The organism is Bacillus spizizenii TU-B-10 (assembly GCF_000227465.1).
GTDB classification, from domain to species: Bacteria; Bacillota; Bacilli; order Bacillales; family Bacillaceae; genus Bacillus; species Bacillus spizizenii.
The window spans coordinates 2,060,280-2,084,353 of sequence record NC_016047.1 but is presented as its reverse complement, the minus strand read 5'-3'; the positions used below and the strand labels follow the sequence as shown (position 1 = coordinate 2,084,353).

The following is a 24,074-nucleotide window of genomic DNA, read 5'->3' as shown; positions in this document are numbered from 1 at the left end:
AAAAATGAGGTGCTCCAATGTCGGTGTTTAAAAATCAAGTAACGTACTGGGATAATCTGTTTGATGAAGAGGATAGCCTTAGTGTAATCCCGTATTTTAAAACAGCGGAAAACGCATCATTAACCCGTGTTGGCTACCAGGAAAAAAGCATCTATCGTTCCTTATCTCCAGAAGTATCTCAAAGAATATTGACAATGGCCAATCATTCCGAAATGGCAACCTATTTGATTTTATTGGCAGGCATTGAATGTTTGTTGTATAAATATACGGATCGAGCGAGCACGATTCTGGGTATTCCAACGGTATCTAAGCAAAAAAGCAGCTCTTCAGCTGTCAATACCATTGTCCTATTGAAAAATACGCTTAGCTGCCAAAGTACATTTAAAACTGTGTTCGAACAACTAAAAAAAGCGGTTAATAATTCGCTAAAAAATCAAAACCTGCCTTTTCGAAAAATCGTCCAGCATGTAAATGTGCAATACGACAATGAGAACATCCCGTTAATTCATACCGTTGTTTCGCTCAATGAAATTCATTCCTTGCAATTTAAGGAAGACATTGCAACTGATACGTTGTTTCATTTTGACTTGGAGAGTAGCGAGATTCATTTGAAACTTATTTATAACGGAAATCTTTATGATGAGGACTATATGGACCAAATCGTGTCCCATCTCGATCAGCTGCTGTCCGTGATCTTGTTCCAGCCCCAAGCTGCAATCCATACAGCACAAGTCATACCCGAAGCGGTCAAACAGGAAATTTTGTTTGACTTTAATGACACCGCCGCAGATTATCCTGGAAACAAGACTGTAAGTCAATTATTTGAAGAGCAGGCGGAAAGAACGCCTGATTATGTAGCTGTTAAGTTCGATAACAACCATATGACATTCAGAGAATTGAATGAGAAATCTAATCGTTTGGCAAGAACGTTGCGAAACTACGGTGTTCAAGCCGATACATTGGTCGCCATCATGTCAGAGCGTTCATTAGAAATGATCGTGTCCATCATGGCCATTTGGAAGGCAGGGGGCGCTTATGTGCCTCTTGACCCTGAATATCCGGAAGAGCGGCTTCAATATGTGCTGAATGATGCGAATGCAGATGTGCTTGTTGTTCAGCGGCATTTCAAAAACAGCCTTGTCTTTGACGGCCCGATGATCGATCTAAATGACGAAACATCTTACCATGCTGATTGCTCACTGTTATTGCCGATTGCAGAACACAGCCATTTGGCCTATGTCATCTATACCTCAGGCACAACAGGGAAGCCGAAAGGGGTTATGGTCGAACACGGCGGGATTGTGAATTCGCTCCAGTGGAAAAAGGCGTTTTTTAAGCATTCTGCTGAGGATCGCGTCCTTGTTTTGTATCCCTATGTTTTCGATGCGTTTATTTTAAATTTCTTCGGTCCGCTAATCTCTGGCGCTGCTTTGTATCTTTTGCCTAATGAAGACAACAAAGATCTTTTTGCAATACAAAACGTTCTGAAGCAGGAGAGGATTACCCATTTCTCGACTTCTCCCCGGCTGTTACAAGCAATGACCGAACAGATGAGCGCAGAGGACTTCTTTCATGTTCAACATGTCGTTGTAGGCGGAGAGAAACTTGAACCCGACACGGTAGAGCGGCTGTTTTCTCTGCAGCCTCAGATTCGCATCAATAATGAATACGGCCCTACGGAAAATAGCGTGGTTTCTACGTTTCAACCTGTTTATTCTGCTGATGAACAGATCACAATTGGCAAGCCGGTGGCCAATCACCAAGTCTATATTTTAGGAGCACACCGCCAAATCCAGCCGATAGGCGTACCCGGAGAACTGTATATCGGAGGATCTGGAGTGGCCCGCGGCTACCTTAATCAACCTGATTTAACTGAAGAAAAATTTGTTGACCATTTGCTTATCCCCGGCCGCAAGATGTATAAAACGGGGGATCTTGCTAGATGGCTGCCCGATGGAAAAATCGAATATTTGGGACGAATCGACCATCAAGTGAAAATCCGCGGCTACCGTATCGAGCTTGGCGAGGTGGAGGCGGCCCTATCCAACCTGGAAGAGGTTCGTGAGACGGCAGTCGTTGCGCGAGAGGGTCAAGACGGAACCAAGCAATTGTATGCCTATTATGTTGGAGAACCATCTTTAAGTACAGGGCAGTTCAGAGAGATATTATCACGAGAGCTGCCGGATTATATGATTCCTTCTTACTTTATCCATTTAGAACGAATACCACTCACTTCTAATGGAAAAATCGATCTGAAAGCTTTACCTGTTGCTGATGAAAAAACGCGGATGGAAAATGAATACATAGCACCGCAAAACTCAATAGAAGAACTGCTGGCGTCCATTTGGCAGGAGGTACTAGGCACTGAGCGTATAGGAATTCTAGATAATTTCTTTGATTTTGGCGGAGATTCAATTAAATCAATTCAGGTTTCTTCAAGATTGTATCAATCCGGATACAAGATTGACATGAAACACTTGTTTAAATATCCCACCATTGCGGAGCTAAGCCCATTTGTAGAGCCGGTTAGCAGAATGGCGGATCAAGGAGAAGTGAAGGGAAGGACAAGCCTGACCCCGATTCAGCATTGGTTTTTTGAACAAAATATGCCTCATGCGAACCATTATAATCAGGCCGTAATGTTATATTCAGCGCAAGGATTTAAAGAGTCTCCGCTTCGCCGAGCCATAGAAAGTATTGCTGTGCATCACGATGCATTGCGGATGGTTTTTGAAGAATCGCCGAACGGATATGCTGCTCGAATTGCGGGCACAGAAGAAAGTAAATTGTACGAGCTGGAAGTGATGAATTGTAAAGAGGATGCCGATCCGGCTCATGCTGTTGCCAATAAAGCGAATCAGATTCAAAGCAGTATGGAATTGAGCCAAGGACCTTTGATGAAGCTTGGTTTGTTCAAATGTGCAGACGGAGATCATTTGCTTATTGCGATTCATCACTTAGTTATTGACGGGGTATCCTGGCGCATTTTACTTGAGGATTTCGCAAGCGGCTATGAGCAGGCGGAGCGCGGGAAAATGGTTCGGCTTCCGCAAAAAACAGACTCGTTTCCATTCTGGGCGGAGCAATTGTCCAAGTATGCACAGGAAACCGATATGGAGCGAGAGCTTGCCTATTGGAACGAGCTTACAAGGTTAGAGCTGAAACCATTGCCTAAGGATAACGCTGTTGAAGATTCATTATTGAAAGACAGCGATGACGTAACGATTCAATGGACAAGAGAAGAAACACAGCAATTATTAAAACAAGCGAATCGCGCTTATAACACAGAAATTAATGATCTTTTGCTGACTTCACTAGGGCTGGCCGTTCACAGATGGACAGGCATGGAGGAAGTTGTCGTGAACTTAGAGGGTCACGGAAGAGAACCGGTTATTCCAGATGTGGATATCACTCGCACGGTAGGATGGTTTACGAGCCAGTACCCTGTCGTACTGAAGATTGAAGCAGGAAAAGAGCTGTCACAGCGCATTAAGACTGTGAAAGAAGGGCTGCGCCTGGTTCCCAATAAAGGAATGAATTATAGTATCATTCAATATTTATCCGGCCGTGCGGAAGCTGACAGCCTGCAGCTTCATCCCGAAATTCGGTTTAATTACTTAGGGCAGTTTGACCAAGACTTGCAGCAGCATGCTTTACAGGTATCTCCTTATTCGACAGGTGTATCGATGAATGAAAACCAGCCGAGAACGGCCGTACTTGATTTGAATGGCATGATTGCAGAGGGGAAATTATCGCTGACACTCAGCTATAGCCATAAGCAATATGAAAGATCGACCATGGAGCAATTTGCCCGAAATATAAAAGAAAGTCTGCAAGAAATCATTGTGCATTGCGTAAGCCAGCAGCAGACGTCATTGACGCCAAGTGATGTTTTGTTAAAGGATATCAAAATAGACGAATTGGAAGAGCTTTTGGACCAAACGCGTGAATTAGGCGAAGTGGAAAATATATATCCGTTAACGCCGATGCAAAAAGGCATGCTGTTTCACAGCTTGTTTGACTCAAGTTCCGGCGCATATTTTCAGCAAACGACGTTTGATTTGCATGGAGATTTGGATATCGATTCATTTTCAAAAAGCTTGGATGATTTAACAAAACGATATGAAATTTTCCGCACGAACTTTCTCAAAGGGAAAGATCAGCCGCTGCAAATCATATGTAAAACGAAAAAGATTGGTTTCCAATTCATCGATTTGCGTGAGATGGATCAAGCGCAGCAAGATGACCGGATTTGTGCATACGCCAAAGAAGATAAGCTTCGGGGGTTCGACTTAGCGAAAGACGTGTTAATGCGCGTAATTGTCCTTCGCACGGATGATACGACATATCGCTTTATATGGAGTTTTCATCATATCTTGATGGACGGATGGTGCTTGCCGCTTATCACGAAAGAAATATTTGATCATTACTTTGCTTTGCTCCAGCAAAAGCAGCCCGAACAATCAGCGATTACACCATATAGTCAATATATTGAATGGCTTGATCGTCAAGATGAAGAAGAGGCCAAGCGTTATTGGGATCAATATTTGGAAGGGTATGAAGAACAAACCGTCCTTCTCAAGGACAGTCACCAAGCAGAGGATGAGCATTATTTTCCGGAGAAAGTGTCATGTGCCATCGACACCGATCTCACTTTGAAAATGAAGCAAACGGCCAGCAAGCACCATGTCACACTGAACACACTGCTGCAAACGGCGTGGGGGATTTTGCTGCAGAAATACAATCAAAGCCGTGACGTCGTTTTTGGAAGTGTTGTATCCGGAAGGCCTTCGGCGATTCCAAACGTGGAAACCATGATTGGCTTATTCATTAACACCATTCCTGTGCGAATCCAATGTGAAGCTGGAACCACTTTTGCTGAGCTCATGAAACGGACGCAGGAAAGGGCAGTAGCCTCTCAAAAGTATGAGACGTATCCGTTGTACGATATACAAGCTCTTACGACCCAAAAACAAAATTTAATTACACATTTAATGATATTTGAAAACTACCCTGTAGATCAGTACATGGAAAGTATCGGTCAACATCACGAATCGCCTATCGCAATTTCAAACGTTAAAATGGAAGAGCAAACCAACTACCATTTAAATTTAACTGTTATACCGGGTGATGTAATCAATATTAATTTTGAATATAACGCTAAGGTGTATGATCGCGAAAGCATGGAGCGGGTTCGCGGACACCTCTTGCAAATTTTGCATCAAGTCGTTGCTGATGCGGATATCCGGGTGGAACAATTGGAATTGTTGACGGAAGGCGAAAAAAGACAGCTTCTTCAGACCCTGAATGATACAGCCGCGCCATATCCGCAGACAACGGTTTATCAATGGTTTGAAGCGCAGTCGCAGCAAACACCAGATCAAGCTGCTGTTATTGATGAGGACAAGCAGATTACTTACCATCAGCTCAATGAGCGAGCAAACCGGCTGGCACGAACATTGAGAGCTAGGGGTGTGCAAGCGGACCAACCTGTGGCCATCATCAGCAGGAACAGCATCGAATTGGTGACTGGGATACTTGCCATTCTAAAAGCCGGGGGCGCCTACGTCCCAATAGATCCAGAATATCCGCAAGACCGAATTCAGTACATTCTGGAAGATTCAAAAGCCGGAATCATCTTGATGCCGCGTGACATCCTACAGCAGATTACCTATGAAGGCGTCGTGATTTTATTGGATGAGGAAAGCGCCTATCACGAAGAAGCCTCTAACCTTGAACCGCTCAGCAATGCGAACCATTTGGCTTATGTGATCTACACGTCTGGTTCCACAGGCAAGCCTAAAGGCGTATTAATCGAGCACTGGGGATTGAGCAATTATATTTGGTGGGCGAAAGAGGTCTATGTGAAGAGAGAGAAAACCAATTTCCCATTATACTCGTCCATCTCTTTTGATTTAACAGTAACTTCTATTTTTACACCTTTGGTCACAGGCAATACGATTATTGTCTATGACGGAGAGGACAAAACTGCTTTGCTTTCATCGATTGTGCAGGACCAAAGGGTGGATATCATTAAATTGACCCCGGCTCATTTGCACGTATTGAAAGCAATGAATATCGCCAATAAGACAGCGATCCGAAAAATGATCGTAGGAGGAGAGAATCTCAGCACTCAGTTAGCCCAAAGCATTCATGAGCAATTCGACGGCCAAATTGAAATATGCAATGAATATGGGCCGACGGAAACTGTTGTCGGATGCATGCTTTATCGTTACGATGCAGTCAAAGACATGAGAGAATCGGTGCCAATCGGTACAGCAGCGGCCAACATGAGCATTTATGTGTTGGACGAGGATATGAAACCGGTGCCGATCGGCGTACCTGGAGAAATATATATAAGTGGAGCCGGCGTTGCCAGAGGATATTTGAACCGGCCGGAATTAACAGCTGAGAAATTTGTTAAAAACCCGTTTGTAACCGGAGCCAGAATGTACAAGACCGGGGATTTGGCGAAGTGGCTCCCAGATGGGAACATTGAATACTTGGGACGAATGGATGAGCAAGTCAAAATCAGAGGCTATCGCATTGAATTAGGCGAGATTGAAACAGCGATGCTTCAAGCAGAAGAGATCAAAGAAGCTGTTGTCATAGCCAGAGAAGATGCACATGGATTGAAGCAGCTGTGTGGGTATTACGTGAGCGGCCAATCCATAACGGTATCCCAGATCCGGGAGCAATTGTCTCAATCCCTGCCTGGCTATATGATTCCAGCCTATTTTACCGAACTGGAGAAAATGCCTTTAACGCCGAATGGAAAAATAAACCGAAAAGAGCTGCCGGCACCTGATTTACAGCTGCATGACAGAGTAGCATATAAGCCTCCTCGCACTCAGGTGGAACAACTATTAGTTTCGACTTGGGAGTCAGTATTAGGCGCTGAAAAGATTGGCATTCTGGATAATTTCTTTGATCTTGGCGGGGATTCCATTAAGTCGATTCAAGTGTCTTCCAGACTAAATCAACTGGGATACAAAATGGAAATCAAACACTTGTTTCAATATGCGACGATTGCAGAATTGAGTCCGCATATCGAGCAGAACGTGCGCATTCCCGATCAAGATGAAGTCAAAGGAAAGGTAAGCCTGACTCCAATCCAGCACTGGTTCTTTGAGCAAACAACGACAGATCCGCATTATTATAATCAAGCTGTCATGCTGTATGCGCCGCAAGGCTTTCAGGAATCGCCGCTTCGCCAAACGCTGCAAAAGCTTGGAGAGCATCACGATGCGCTCCGCATGACGTTCCATGCGACAGAACACGGATACAAGGCCTGGAATGCAGAGATCGCTCAAAGCGAGCTATATCATCTTGACGTCATCAATCTAAAAGCAGAAGCCGACCCAGGTCCGGCCATTGAAGCCAAGGCTAACCAGATACAGAACAGCATGCAGTTAAGCGATGGGCCATTGATGAAAGCAGGATTGTTTCAATGTGCGGATGGGGATCATTTGCTCATTGCAATCCATCATTTAATTGTAGATGGGATTTCCTGGCGCATTTTAATGGAGGATATCGTTAGCGGCTACAAGCAAGCCGTTAAAGGGCAAGACATTCAATTGCCGTACAAAACAGACTCTTTCCGGCTATGGGCCGAAAAGCTCTCGGCATATGCGCAAAGTGATGCCATAAAGCAAGAACAAGAGTATTGGGCACGGATTGAACAAACCGATGTGAAACCGTTGCCTAAAGATTTTCAGGAATCGCATACGTATTCAAAAGACAGTGAAACAGTAACTGTGGAATGGACCAAAGAAGAGACGGAGCAATTATTAAAACAAGCGAATCGCGCTTATAACACTGAAATAAACGATCTTCTGTTAAGCTCCTTAGGACTTTCCATATCACATTGGTCAGGACTTGAACAGATTGCATTTCATTTAGAAGGACACGGAAGAGAAGAAGTGATCCCAGATATGGATATCTCTCGCACGGTGGGCTGGTTTACAAGTCTGTTTCCGGTTGTGCTTCACATAGAACCAGGCAAAGAAATATCTTATTACATCAAGACGGCCAAAGAAGAGCTGCGCCAAATCCCGCATAAAGGGATCGGCTATGGAGTACTAAGGTATTTAAGCGGCTTAACAGCGACACTCCCAGCGAAAATGACTCCAGAGATCAGTTTTAATTACCTGGGGCAGTTTGATCAAGATTTTCAAAATCATGCGGTTCAATTATCTTCCTACTCCTGCGGTTCAGACTCGAGCGGAAATCAAATCAGACCATACGTATTGAATATGAACGGGATGATTGTCAATGATCGATTGATGGTGACGATTAGCTACAGCACCAAACAATACGCAAAAGAAACGATCGACCAGTTATCGGCAGTTATTCAAAACAACCTTCGAACAGTCATTGAGCATTGTGTTCATAAAAAACAAACGGAACTGACGCCAAGCGATATTTTGTTAAAAGGCATGACCATTGACGAATTAGACCAGCTTTTGATCCAACTGCCGAATTCAGGCGAGATCGAGAATGTGTATCCGTTAACTCCGATGCAGAAGGGGATGCTGTTTCACAGCTTGCTGGATGAGGATTCAAATTCTTATTTCGAACAAGCATCATTTGATTTACAGGGAGAATTAAAGATCGACAGGTTTGAAGCAAGCTTGGATCATTTATTTGCTAAGTATGCCGTGCTGCGAACCCGTTTTTATAGCGGCTGGAATGATATCCCCTTACAAATTGTCTATAAGACACAAAGAATGGAAGTTCATTTTACAGATTTACGTGACATAGATGAGAACCGGTGTAAGGATAAAATCGCATCCTACCAAAGTGAGGATAAAGCGAAAGGATTTGACTTGGCTAGGGATCCATTGATGCGCATCGCGATTTTCCGTATCGAAGAGCGCAAGTATCATTTGATTTGGAGTTTCCATCATATTGTTATGGACGGCTGGTGCCTGCCTCTTATTACGAAGGAAGTATTTGAACACTATATCGGTTTGCAAGAGGGCAGGGAAACAGACCTTGCGTATACTGATCCTTACAGTAAATATATCGAATGGCTTGATCAGCAGGATCAAAATGCGGCCAAACGGTACTGGAGTAAGTATCTTGAAGACTACAAAGGTGAAAACCGTATTCTTCACAAAAGACCGCAGCATGAACGAAAAGCGTATGCTTATGCCAATGAGATCAGCCGATTCGATCAAAAACAAACAAGACAATTGCAGCGGATCGCAAACCAGCATCATGTCACGGTAAATACGTTGATTCAAACACTTTGGGGAATTTTATTACAAAAATATAGTGGGACCGGAGACGTTGTCTTTGGCAGTGTCGTGTCGGGAAGGCCTGCAGAAATCTCTGGAGTGGAACAAATGATCGGTCTGTTCATTAATACAATTCCAGTTCGAATCTGCTGTGACGAGGGCAGCTCTTTCGTTGAAGCGATGAAAATGGTTCAAGACAAGGCACTGGCTTCCCAATCATACGATACCTATCCGTTATATGAAATTCAGGCACAAACGGAGCAAAAGCAAAACTTAATTGATCATATTCTGATCTTTGAAAACTATCCGATAGGACAACAGGTGGAGCAAGGCCATGATGCTGCAGAGCTAAACATTATGAATTTTCATATGGAAGAGCATTCACATTACGATTTTAATATGGTTGTCATTCCTGGCGAACAACTGAACGTTCATTTTGGCTATAACCAAAACGTATATGAACAATCAGAAGTGAAGCGGATTAGCGGGCATTTTGAACAGCTAATGCATCAGGTATTAGAGCACCCAAACATCAAAATAGAAGAATTGGAGCTTTTGACTCAGCAAGAGAAGGAACAGCTGCTCAGCCGTTTTCAGACTAGAGAAATGCGCTACTCACACGAACAAACAATTCATGAGCGGTTCGAGGAACAAGCGCTCCGTACGCCAAATCGTGCAGCAGTTGTATTCGAGGGAGAATCGTTAACCTATGGCGAACTGAACAAACGAGCCAATCAGCTTGCGCAAGCCTTGCGAGTCGAAGGAATACAAGCGGGTCAACTCGTCGGCATTATGGCTGAACGTTCTCTGGAGATGATTGTAGGGATCTTCGGGATTTTAAAAGCGGGCGGGGCGTATTTGCCAATAGACCCTGATTCTCCTGTAGAACGAATTCATTATATCGCAAGGGACTCAAGCATTAACGTATTGCTTACACACGGCGAACTGCCTGAAAAACTCAACTTTTCCGGAACATGTATCAATATGAAAGAGGAACAAGCCTACCATGAAACAGATATCAATCTGGCGGTGCCATGCCAGTTCGATCAACTGGCCTATTGCATTTACACTTCTGGCACGACAGGTACGCCGAAAGGCACGTTGATTGAACATCGCCAGGTGATTCATCTCATCGAAGGACTGCGTAATGAGGTTTACTCCGCTTATGATGGGGTTTTGCATGTGGCCATGCTCGCTCCATATTATTTTGATGCTTCGGTCCAGCAAATGTATGCTTCCTTGTTGTTAGGACATACCTTGTTTATCGTTCCCAAAGAGGCTGTGTCTGATGGCGAGGCCTTATGCCAATACTATCGACAGCATCACATTGACGTAACCGACGGGACGCCCGCCCATTTGAAGCTGCTGGTAGCTGCAGATGATAGGGAAGGAGTACCGCTTCGTCATCTGTTAATCGGAGGAGAGGCACTTCCGAAAACGACGGTAACCAAGTTCATGCACTTATTTGGCGCTGATGGCGCAGTACCTGCCATCACAAATGTATATGGACCAACCGAAACTTGTGTCGATGCTTCCTTGTTCAACATCAAAGTTTCTGCGGACGCTTGGACTCGCAGTCAAGTTCATGTCCCTATAGGCAAGCCGCTGGGCAACAATCGCATGTACATTCTCGATTCGCAGCAGCGATTACAGCCAGTGGGCGTTCAAGGCGAGTTGTACATTGCTGGGGATAGCGTGGGGCGCGGATATTTGAACTTGCCGGAATTAACGAATGAAAAATTCGTTAACGATCCGTTTGTTCCTTCGGGTCGAATGTATAGAACCGGAGATCTGGCCCGTCTTTTGCCGGACGGCAATATAGAATTTATTGGGCGCGTCGATCATCAGGTGAAAATTCATGGTTTTAGGATTGAACTCGGTGAAATTGAATCGATAATGTTGAACATTCCTGAGATTCAAGAAGCCGTCGCTTCTGTCCTTGAAGATGCAGATGGCGAGCATTATATATGCGGGTACTATGTAGCGAACAAGCCATTCCCGACGAGTCAGCTTAGGGATCGCCTCACCCGGCATTTGCCAGGATATATGATTCCGGCTTATTTTGTGCAAATGGATCAAATGCCATTAACGCCAAACGGAAAGCTGAATCGCAACTTATTACCAGAACCGGATGGAAAGCGATATGGGGGCTCGGAATATGTGCCGCCGCGAAATTCAACAGAAATGAAGCTCGCAAGGATTTGGCAGGATGTTCTCTGTTTAGAACAGGTGGGGATTCGAGATAACTTTTTTGATATAGGTGGACACTCCCTGCGAGCGACGACGCTCATTGCAAAAATTCAAAAGCAATTGCATGTTCAAATTCCATTGCGAAACATATTCCAGTTCCCAACAATTGAACAGCTCGCACAGGCAATCATGACGATGGAGGAAACCGGGTATGCTTCTATTCCTCTAATTGAAAAGAGGCCATATTATCCAGTTTCTTCTGCACAAAAAAGACTTTATATTCTCAACCATTTGGAAGGCGGAGAGCTGAGCTACAACATGCTGGGCCTGATGACTGTCAAAGGTGAGCTGGATCGGGATAAGCTGCAGCAGGCCTTTGCCAAATTGATTCATCGCCATGAATCTTTACGCACCGGCTTCAAAATGGTGGACGGAGAACCTGTTCAGTACGTCTTAGATCACGTTGAATTTGCAGTAGAGTCGTATTATGCCAAGGAAGATGAAATCGATCATTGTATCAGTCAATTTGTTCGTGCATTTCAACTGGAGGAGCCTCCGCTCCTTCGTGTCGGGCTGATTGAGCTTCAACCCAGTCACGCAATACTGATGTTTGATATGCATCATATTATCTCTGACGGAACATCCATGAATGTACTGATCAAAGAATTTGTAAGAGCATATCAAGGAGCGGAATTACCGCCCCTGCGAATCCAATACAAAGACTACTCAGTATGGCAAACCGGAGAAGCGCGATTAGAACAAATCCAAAAGCAAGAAGACTATTGGTTGGAGCTGTACAGCGGCGATATCCCTGTCCTTCATTTGCCAACCGATTATATACGGCCTTCCACACGGGATTTTACCGGGGCGACGCTGCACTTTACGATTGATGAGAAAAGAAGCGAGGGATTAAAACAACTGGCACTCAAAACCGAATCCACTTTATATATGGTGCTGCTGGCGTCCTACACCTTATTGCTGTCCAAATACAGCGGCCAGGAAGACATTGTTGTGGGGAGTCCCATAGCAGGAAGACCGCATGCGGATTTGGATTCCATCATCGGGATGTTCGTCAACACACTGGCGATGCGAAATTATCCTGCCAAAGAGAAGACATTCTCTCAGTACCTCGCTGAAGTGAAGGAAAATGCATTAAAAGCTTATGAGCATCAAGATTATCCGTTTGAAGCGCTCGTCGACCAGCTGAACATCGCCAGGGATTTAAGCCGTAATCCGTTGTTCGACACGATGTTTGTGTTGCAAAACACAGAGCAAGAACAATTAGGGATGGATGGTTTGACGTTTAAACCTTATCCTAGCAAGCATACGATGGCTAAATTTGATTTAACCTTAACGGCTGTAGAAGAAGAGACACACATTCATTGCACAATGGAATACCTGACGACACTGTTCAAACCGGAAACGGTAGAACGAATGATGCGGCATTTTGTGCAGCTGATCGATGCGATCATCGAACATCCTGAGGCAAGGCTCGCTTCTTTGGAGATGATGAGACCGCGAGAAAAGAATGAAATTTGGAATCTTTTTAATGATACTGCAGTAATCGATGAACGTATGCCAACAACAATACATCAACAATTCGAGCAGCAGGCTGAGGATACTCCTGATCGTGTCGCCATTTTGTTTGAAAATCAAACCTTTACCTATCGTCAGTTGAATGAACGCTCCAACCAACTGGCGCGTGTGCTTCGGAATCAAGGCGTAGGTGCCGATCGGGTGGTTGCCATTCTCACGGAGCGCTCGGCAAATATGATGATCGGAATATTAGCGATATTAAAGGCCGGTGGGGCATTTCTTCCTATAGACCCGGAACTCCCTGATGAACGGCGTGCTTATTTAATGGAAGACAGCGGCGCCGATGTACTTGTGACTTGTGTAGGGCATACCGTTCCTCCTTCCTTCGAAGGATCTGTAGTTCTGCTTGACGATCCATTGGTATATCAGGGTGATGCAAGCAACCTTAACCTTTCCTATGCGGAAAATCATTTATTCTATGTCATTTACACATCAGGTACTACCGGAAAACCTAAAGGGGTTCAATTAGAGCATAAAACCATGTTGAATTTACTCGCTTATGAGCGGGAATATACACAGCTGCGCTTTGACAGAGTGCTGCAATTTGCCGCAATGAGTTTCGATGTTTGCTATCAAGAGATTTTCTCCACGCTCTTAAGCGGAGGGACACTCTATATTATCGACAACGAGGCAAAACGGGAGATTCGTGAGCTCAACGAATTTGTCAAGACACACAGGATACAAACGGCATTTCTCCCGACTGCGTTCCTCAAGCTCCTTGCATCGGAGAAACAATATTTTGAACCGTTTGCCGAATGTGTGGATCATATTATCACAGCGGGAGAGCAGCTTATTATGACGAATACGCTGCGTGAAATGCTGATGCGTCACCAAGTTACGCTGCATAATCATTACGGTCCATCAGAAACGCATGTCGTGACCATGTGTACCGTCGATCCGGAAATTCATCAGGAGATGCCGCCAATCGGTAAACCGATTTCGAACACAGAAATTCTAATCCTGAATGAAGCCGGGACGCTACAGCCTATTGGTATCGTTGGTGAGCTTTGTATTGCAGGGGTCAGTTTGGCAAGAGGTTATCATAACCGGGAATCCTTAACACGCGAAAAATTTGTTCCGCATCCCTATGATGCAAATAAACGGATGTATAAAACTGGGGATCTTGCCCGCTACCTTCCTGATGGCAACATTGAATATGTGGGAAGAATGGACCATCAAGTCAAAATTCGCGGTTACCGTATCGAACTAAACGAGGTGGAGGCAGCTCTTCTCAACATTGAGCGTGTACAGGAAGCAGTTGTTCTGGCCAGAGAAAACGCAGAAGGGCAAAGCGATTTGTATGCCTATTTTGTAGCGGAGCAAGCACTGCCAATCAGTCAACTCAAAGAAAAGCTTGCTCAGCAAATACCTGGCTACATGATACCTTCATACCTGATGCAGCTGGAGCAAATGCCGTTAACATCAAATGGAAAGGTGAATCGCAGTGCATTGCCGCTGCCCGTAGCAGGCATGCAAACCGGGATTGACTATGTTGCTCCAAGAACGAGACTGGAAGAACAGTTAGTTCTCATCTGGAAAGAAGTATTGAAGGTAGAACAAGTAGGCGTGAAAGATAACTTTTTCGATCTGGGCGGGCATTCGTTACGGGGGATGACGCTCGTTGGCAAAATCCATAAGCAATTCAACAAAACGATTTCGTTAAGAGAAGTGTTTCAAGGGCCGACCATTGAGGAAATGGCAAAAGTCATCGCAAACTCGGAAACCTGCGGACCGGATTATATCCCTGCTGTAGAAGTGAAGGATGTTTATCCTGTATCTTCCGTACAAAAGATGGTTTACCTATCCACACAAATTGAAGGCGGAGAACTAAGTTACAACATGCCGGGGATTTTGACGCTGGAGGGAAGGATCGACATGGATCGTTTACAAACTGCGTTCCATAGACTGATTCAGCGCCATGAATCGCTGCGAACCGGATTTGAAATGATCCGTGGAGAACCGATGCAGATGGTCAAGCCGGAGGTGGAGTTCACTATCGAAAGGTACAAGGCAACGACTGAGGAGGTCGAGGAGCTGTTCCGCACCTTCGTACGTACATTCGATCTAAGCAAGGCCCCATTGCTTCGAGTTGGACTTATTGAATTGGAACAAGAAAAGCATATTTTCATGTTTGACATGCATCATATCGTTACGGACGGCGCTTCTATGAACATTTTTGTCGAAGAACTGATTCAATTGTATGACGGTAAAGAATTAGCACCGCTCCGGATTCAATACAAAGACTTCACTGCATGGCAGCAGCAAGCAGCGCAGAAAGAACGGATGAAGAAGCAGGAAGACTATTGGCTGGATGTATTTCACGAGGCGCTTCCGTCATTTGAGTTGCCGAAAGATTTTGCCAGACCGCAAGTTCGAAGCTTTGATGGGAAACGATACAACTTTGTTCTCGACGAGTCTGTTGTCCAAGGTGTTAAACAGCTGGAAGAATTGACGGGATCGACTACGTATATGATCTTGTTCGCAGCCTATACCATACTGCTGGCCAAATATAGCGGTCAAGAAGATATCGTTGTTGGTACACCTGTTGCGGGAAGAGTGCATGAAGATTTACAACATATCATCGGGATGTTTGTGAATACATTAGCCATTCGCACGGCTCCGGCTGGAGAAAAGACCTTTATAGATTATGTAACAGAAACCAAAGAAACAATGCTAAAATCTTATGAAAATCAAGAGTATCCTTTTGAGGAATTGGTTGAGAAGCTGGGAGTGCAGCGAGATTTAAGCCGTAATCCGCTATTCGATACGATGTTTGTTCTGCAAAATACAGAGCAAACGGATATTGAAATAGATTCTCTTGCCGTCAGACCTTATGAAGAAACACATACAGTGGCAAAATTTGATTTGCAGCTGACCTTCGAGATGAACCAGCACGAGATTCAAGGCAGCTTTGACTACTGTACGAAGCTATTTAAAAAGAGAACCATTGCTACGCTGGCACAGGATTACGTGATGATCCTATCAGCAGTTATACAAAACTCATCAATTCCATTAAAAGAGATCCAATTAAGCGAGAAAGTAAACAAAAAGGAACACTTTGCAAGCGTAATCGAATTAGATTTCTAAAAACAGTCGGTAGCAGCTGTCTCCATCATGTTGATCATGCGGGGACAGCCGTCAGCCGCCTTCGAAGCAAGAATTTAAATTTACTGGAGGGATTTAAATGTCAGAATTTAAACAACAGGAACTGTTCTGGAGCAACATGTTCGACGCGGAAGATCGTCCCATTGCATTCCCTTCGTTTCACATGTCGGACTCATCAGCATTAGAGCACGATGCTTTAAACACCTCTAACAGTATTCATACTTCATTGCGATCCGATGTATCCCTGCGCATCATGACGATGGCGAATCAATCACCAATGGCCGTTTATTTGGTTCTCCTGGTTGGTATCAAGTGCCTTTTGCACAAATATACAGGGGAAGAGAGTATTATTGTAGGTGTCCCAACCTTCGAAGACGAAACCGATGAAGACCTTCGTTTGGATCAAATCATGTTGCTCAAACAAAACATAAATGAGAACAGTACGTTTAAATCCATATTTAATGAATTCAAACATACGCTGAACGATGCCATCTTAAATCAGGATGTTCCTTTTGATAAAATGGTCGGTCCATTAAATCTAACCTACAATTCCAACCATTTGCCAATGATCCCTGCGATCGTATCATTAGATCAAATTCACCTCACCCATTTTAAAGAGACAGCTGCTTCAGATACATTATTTCAATTTGACATCAAGAATGACGCTATTCATTTAAAAGTAACTTACAACGAACAAGCTTATGATCATCAGTATATGATGCAAGTGATCGAACATTTAAATCGCCTTTATTCAATCATACTATTTCAACCTGACATCACCATTAGCCAGCTTCATATTTTGACTGACACGGAAATTAATACATTTCAGGACTATAATCAAACGGCGGCCGAGTATCCGCGAGAAAAAACGATTCATCAATTGTTTGAGGAACAAGCGAATCGTACGCCGGATCAAGTGGCTGTCGTGTACGAGGAAAGCCAGCTGACGTACAAGGAACTTAATGAAAAGGCGAATCGGATCGCTCGAACGCTGCAATCCGAAGGTGTGCATCCGGATCAGCCGGTTGGGATTATGGCCGAACGCTCCCTGGAAATGATCGTAGGGCTCTTTGGGATTTTGAAAGCTGGTGGTGCGTATGTGCCGATTGATCCGAGCTATCCTGAGGAACGGATTCGATACATATTGGAAGATTCAGATACGAAGTTGCTATTAGTGCAAAGTCATTTGCGGGAGAAAGTGCCTTTTACGGGGAAAGTGCTGGATATGGAAGATCCGCAAACCTTCAGCGAAGACGGTTCAAACTTGGAATCGACTTCCGGCCCGAATCAGTTGGCATATGTCATCTATACATCAGGATCAACAGGTAAGCCGAAAGGGGTTATGGTGGAGCACCGCTCAGTGATCAATCGACTGGTGTGGATGCAGGAAAATTACCCGCTGGATAAACGGGATGCAATTCTGCAAAAAACCGCGATCACTTTTGATGTATCGGTATGGGAACTGTTCTGGTGGTCAATCGTAGGCTCTAAAGTGGTATTGTTGCCAAACGGAGGAGAAAAGAACCCTGAGTTGATATTGGATACAATTGCACAAAAAGGTGTCAGCACATTGCATTTTGTACCAGCGATGCTGCATGCTTTTCTGGAATCAATGGAACAGAAGCCCGGCGAAAAGCTAAAGCGAAAGCTGGCGTCGTTAAGATATGTGTTTGCAAGCGGCGAAGCCTTAACGCCCAAACATGTGGACGGGTTTCAGCGCATTATAGCACCGGTGAGCCATGCTCAAATCATCAACCTGTACGGACCGACTGAGGCAACGATCGATGTATCGTACTTTGAATGCAAGGCGGACAAAAGGTATACCTCGGTTCCTATAGGCAAGCCAATTTCAAACATTCAATTGTATATATTACAGGCCGGACATATGCAGCCAGTTGGTGTGGCAGGAGAACTGTGCATAGCGGGAGATGGACTTGCGCGGGGCTATTTGAACCGCCCAGAGCTGACGGCGGAGAAATTTGTAGATAACCCGTTTTCAGCGGAAGAGCGGATGTACCGGACGGGAGATTTAGCAAGGTGGCTGCCGGATGGAAATATCGAGTATTTGGGCCGAATCGACCACCAGGTGAAAATTCGGGGTTATCGGATTGAAACTGGCGAAGTCGAGGCCGCTTTATTCCATATCCCGTCAATTCAGGAATCCATCGTTCTAGCACAAGAAATCAACGGGGAAACATCCCTGTGCGCCTATTACACCGCAAACGATACTTTAACGGCAGGCGAGCTTCGGGAACATCTATCCAGACAGCTGCCTTCCTATATGATACCTGCTTATTTCATTCAGCTGAAAGCGATGCCGCTAACTTTGAATGGAAAAATAGATCGCCGGGCACTGCCTTCTCCGAGAGAGAATCTCACAGGTATGAACTATACAGCTCCGCGGACAGAACTGGAAAAAATACTAGCCGCAACGTGGGAGTCAGTATTAGGCTTAGAGCGGGTCGGAGTCTCGGATCATTTCTTCGAATTAGGGGGAGACTCCATTAAGTCGATTCAAGTGTCCTCAAGATTATACCAAGCCGGGTATAAGTTTGAAATCAAACACTTGTTTAAATACCCAACGATCTCTGAACTTGTTCCCTATGTAGAACCGGTCACCCGAGTTGCAGAACAAGGGGAAATCAAAGGTCCGGCTTTGCTGACGCCTATTCAACATTGGTTTTTTGACCAGCAACACCCCGATCTGCACCACTATAATCAAGCGGTCATGCTTTATTGGAAAGAGGGATTGAATGTACCGATGCTTCAGGAAGTCATGAGAAAGATCGTCGAGCATCATGATGCTTTGCGCATGGTCTATGTTCCTGCAAAACATGGATACGAAGCTCGAAATCGGGGGATCGACGAAGGGGATCTATTCAGTCTTGAAGTGTTCTCGTTACTCGAAGAAAACAATGTTGCCCAAGCGATTGAAACATTATCCAATGAGATTCAGCAATCCATTCAATTAGCTGAAGGCCCGCTCATTAAACTGGGATTGTTTCAGTGTCATGATGGAGATCATTTGCTGATTGTGGCCCATCATTTAGTCATCGATGGCGTTTCATGGAGAATATTAATCGAAGATATAGCGGCTGCTTACGAGCAGCTGCAAAACAGAGAAGCGATCCAGCTTCCAAAGAAAACGGATTCCTACCTGTTATGGGCGGAACAGTTGAAACGTTATGCAGGAAGTCCGGAGTTTGAAATGAAAAATCAATACTGGTTCCAGCATGAACATATTCCAGCACCTAAACTGCCAAAGGATAACGAGCAGGAAATCGGCCTAGCCGAAGACCGGGAAACGATCATCGTCCAATGGACGGCAGAGGAAACAGAGCGGTTATTAAAAAACGCTCATCGAGCTTATACGACTGAAATAAACGATTTATTGCTGACCGGGCTGGGAATTGCTATTCATCGTTGGACTGGACACGAAGACATTCTCATTCATCTTGAAGGACATGGCAGAGAGTCTATTATTCCAGACCTCGATATTTCACGTACAGTGGGCTGGTTTACGAGCCAATACCCGGTATTCCTTCCCATCAAGGCGGACCAAGATATCTCGCAGCGGATTAAAACCGTGAAAGAACATTTGCGTAAGATTCCCCAAAAAGGAATAGGTTACGGCCTGATCAAGTATTTATCCGATCACCGAGAGGCTCGGGAATTTACCGGACAACCGGAAATTAGTTTTAATTTTCTGGGGCAATTTGATCAAGATTTACAAAAAGGGGGTATTGAGGTATCACCTTACTCCAGCGGAAAAATAGCCAGCGACAAGCATCCCATCACCTATGCCCTTGATATTAACGGCATGATTTCAAACGGACAATTGTCACTGGCAATTAGCTACTGCGGTAAACAATATCATAAAGAAACAATGGAAACATGCGCCGATCTGTTCAAAAGCAGTTTGCGACAAGTCATCGAACATTGTACGGCCCAGGATCAAGTTCAGCTGACACCAAGCGATATTTCGTTAAAAGAAATATCTATCGACGAACTAGATCAATTTGTACAACAAGCACAGCATCTTGGCGAAATTGAAAATATATATCCGTTAACCCCTATGCAGAAGGGAATGTTGTTCCATAGTTTAATTGATTCGGCTTCCGGAGCTTACTTTGAACAAGCGGCTTTTGATTTGAAGGGCCTCTTGGATATCGAGGCTTTTATGATGAGTTTGTCGCAGTTGGCCAAAAGATATGACATTCTGCGAACTCAATTTTATACCGAATGGAAAGAACAGCCCTTGCAAATTGTGCTCCGGCATAAGCCGATTGAAACTGTCGTTGAAGATATTCGCAATATGAATGTTGATCAACGCAGCGAGTTCATTGCTGCTTTTGCGAGAAAAGATAAGGAGCGGGGATTCAATCTTACCCGCGATGCTTTAATGCGCGTATCGATCCTGCGAACCGATGAAGACAAAGCGCGATTGATTTGGAGCTTTCATCATATTTTAATGGATGGCTGGTGCTTGCCGCTGATTACGAAAGAAGTGTTTGAAACCTATTATGCGATTATTGAGCGTAGGCAACCGAAGCGTGACGCCGTGACGCCGTACAGACGATATATCGAATGGCTGGATGAACAAGATCACGAGCAAGCTGCAGTCTATTGGCGGGATTATTTGGACGGTTATGAAGGGCAAACTGTTTTGTTGAAAGAACCATTTTCCGATCAGGCCAGAGGATATCAAAAACAAAAGCTTGCGTGCCGTCTCGGAAAGCAGCTCACAGAGGAAATCAAACGAGCCGCAAGCCAACATCATGTCACCGTTAATACATGGATGCAAACCGCATGGGGCTTGTTGCTGCAAAGATATAACGGTACTCAGGATGTCGTTTTCGGCACTGTCGTATCCGGCCGGCCGGCAGACATTCCGGGTATTGAATCAATGGTAGGCCTATTTATTAATACCATTCCCATACGTGTTTGTGCTCAACCAGAGATGACAGTTGCACAAGTATTGAAAATGAACCAGGAGCATGCACTGGCATCTCAACCATACGATACATTTCCATTGTATGAAATTCAGGCTCAAACCGAACAAAAGCAGCAGTTGATCAATCATATTATGGTATTTGAGAATTACCCGGTCGAGAAACAAATGGAGCATATGAAGCGGGATCACGACGTCTTAGACATTAGTGATTTCCATTTGGAAGAACATACTCATTACGATTTTAATTTCATTGTGATGCCGGCAGAAGATATGGAAATGCATTTTGTATACAATGCCAATGTTTATGATCAAGCAACTGTTGAACGGATACAAGCGCATTTTATGGAAATCATCAAGCAAATGGTAAACGATACGGCGATGCATGTTCAAGAACTCGATATCCTTTCGGCAGATGAGCGATCGCTCCTTATCGAAAAATGTAACGATACAGCGACCGAGTATCCAAAGGAAAAAACAATTTATCAATTGTTTGAGGAACAAGCGGAGCGAACGCCTGAGCAGGTCGCAATTGTTTTTGAGGATCAGAAACTGACCTACCGGCAATTAAATGAACAAGCCAATCAATTGGCACGAACCTTAAGGGCCAAGGGAGTGAGGCCGGACCAAACCGCAGCTATCGTCAGCGACCACAGCATTGAACTGGTTGTGGGAATTCTGGCCGTATTAAAAGCCGGCGGCGCCTACGTGCCTATTGATCCGGATTATCCAGAGCAGCGCATACAGTATATATTAGACGACTCCAAAACAGAAATTGTCTTGACACAGAGCCATCTTCAGCAGCGATTGGCTCTTGAAGGCACGATCGTTCTATTGGATGATGAAAATTCTTATCACGAAGAGCGCTCTAATCTTGAGCGGATAAGCAATATAAAAGATTTGGCGTATGTCATCTATACATCGGGCTCTACAGGAAAGCCTAAAGGGGTATTAATCGAGCATCAAGGCTTAACCAATTATATTTGGTGGGCTGACAGGGTGTATGTAAAAGGTGAGAAAACGACCTTTCCGCTATATTCATCCATTGCTTTCGACTTAACGGTAACATCTATTTTTACACCGCTCATCAGCGGAAATGCCATCATTGTCTACGGAGATAAAGACAGGACGACTTTGCTTTCATCCATTGTTGAGGATTCTAGGGTTGATATTATCAAGCTGACCCCGGCTCATTTGCAGTTATTGAAAGAAATGAACATCTCGCCTGAGTGCACGATCCGGAAAATGATTGTCGGCGGCGACAATTTAAGTACACGGCTGGCAAAAAGCATCAGCGCACAATTTCAAGATCAAATTGAAATCTTTAACGAATACGGGCCAACGGAAACTGTAGTCGGATGTATGATTTATCTCTACGATCCGAAGAAAGACAGACAGGAATCGGTGCCAATTGGTAAGCCTGCGGCCAATATGAACATTTATCTGCTGGATTCGGGTATGAAACCGGTGCCGATCGGTGTCCCCGGAGAAATGTATATTAGCGGAGCCGGAGTAGCCAGGGGATATTTGAACCGTCCTGACTTAACGGCTGAAAAATTTGTTGAACATCCGTTTGCCGCAGGCGAGAAAATGTACAAAACGGGCGATGCCGCCCGCTGGTTGCCGGATGGACATATGGAGTATTTGGGACGAATCGATCATCAGGTGAAAGTCCGAGGCTACCGTATTGAACTCGGCGAGGTCGAAGCGGCTTTATTGCAAGTGGAATCTGTTAAAGAAGCGGTCGTCCTCGCGGTCGAAGAAGAGAGCTCCAACCAGTTGTGTGCTTATGTGACAGGAGACGAATCATTAAAAACGCTCCAGCTCAAGCAGCAATTGCAGAACAAACTGCCCGCTTATATGATTCCAGCCTACTTTGTACGGGTAGATGAAATGCCTTTAACCGCCAATGGCAAAATCGATCGAAAAGCTTTGCCCGCTCCTGATGGAAATATGCTGGCCGGAACCGAATATGCTGCTCCCCGAACGTTGATTGAAAAGCAGCTGGCTGAGATATGGAAAGACGTTTTGGCTCATTCTGAGCTGGGGATTAAAGATAACTTCTTTGACGTTGGCGGCCATTCACTCAAAGTATTACAATTAGTTGATCAAATTAAAGCAGTTATGGGAATCAAATTGCATTATCACGTCGTTTATGAAGCCTCTACCATCGAAACAATGGCACGGGCTATTCAAGCCGCGGCTTTACCGTCCAAGACGGAAAACGTATTCGTCAAGTTGAATCAAAACGGTTCGATCCCTGTGTTCTGTTTCCCTCCATTAATTGGATATGGGTTGGTTTATAATGAAATGGCGAACAGGCTTGATGGCGACTGCGTTGTCTATGCCGCTGATTTTACAGAAGACCCATCCTATGAGAAATCGATAATTGACCGGTATGCAGAAAGCATGATAGACATTCAAGAACAGGGACCATTTGTTTTGCTTGGATATTCTTCAGGATCGAATTTGGCTTTTGAAGTGGCCAAAGCCTTGGAGCAGCGAGGACGCACCGTATCTGATGTGATTATGCTGGACTCTCAAATCACCACTTCGTTGACTCATTTATCTGAAAAGGAAGTAGAAGAGATCGTCCATCTAAATCTGGATATTATTCCGATTTATTATAGAGAGATATTAACCATTCCTTCAATAAAAGAAAAAATTAGAGGCTATCTTGCATATCATAATCAACTGATCAATTCCGGCACCGTCAATGCCAACATTCATCACTTGTTATGCGACGATATGACCGAAAGAGGTTGGACGCACTCAACCGCTCACAATTACCAGGAATATGAATTAAAGGGAGGCCACGTTACAATATTTGATCCTCAATATATTGAAGAGAACGTGAATACGATTCGGTCTATCATGAAAAGTATTGAAGAACGGCATTTTGGTGAGCTTGTACCTCATGAACAATTGCCATATACGAGTCGCACAAAATCTGAGCGAAAATAAGGTGCTGGTTGAAGAACGCTTTAACT

At 44.5% G+C, this 24,074-nt stretch carries 2 protein-coding genes; both read left to right on the top strand.

Annotated features, from left to right (window positions below):
- Positions 1-17 precede the first annotated feature (17 nt).
- Entirely contained in the window at positions 18-16,115 is a 16,098-nt protein-coding gene (locus tag GYO_RS32135; protein ID WP_014113968.1) for a non-ribosomal peptide synthase/polyketide synthase, read from the top strand.
- Positions 16,116-16,212: 97 nt separating this feature from the next.
- A complete protein-coding gene (locus GYO_RS32130) occupies positions 16,213-24,048 on the top strand; it encodes a non-ribosomal peptide synthetase (RefSeq protein ID WP_014113967.1) in 7,836 nt (2,611 codons plus the stop codon).
- Positions 24,049-24,074 lie beyond the last annotated feature (26 nt).

Bases quoted from the DNA above. Each gene is read 5' to 3' on its own strand.
- GYO_RS32135 (WP_014113968.1), top strand. From the start codon at position 18: ATGTCGGTGTTTAAAAATCAAGTAACGTACTGGGATAATCTGTTTGAT.
- GYO_RS32130 (WP_014113967.1), top strand. From the start codon at position 16,213: ATGTCAGAATTTAAACAACAGGAACTGTTCTGGAGCAACATGTTCGAC.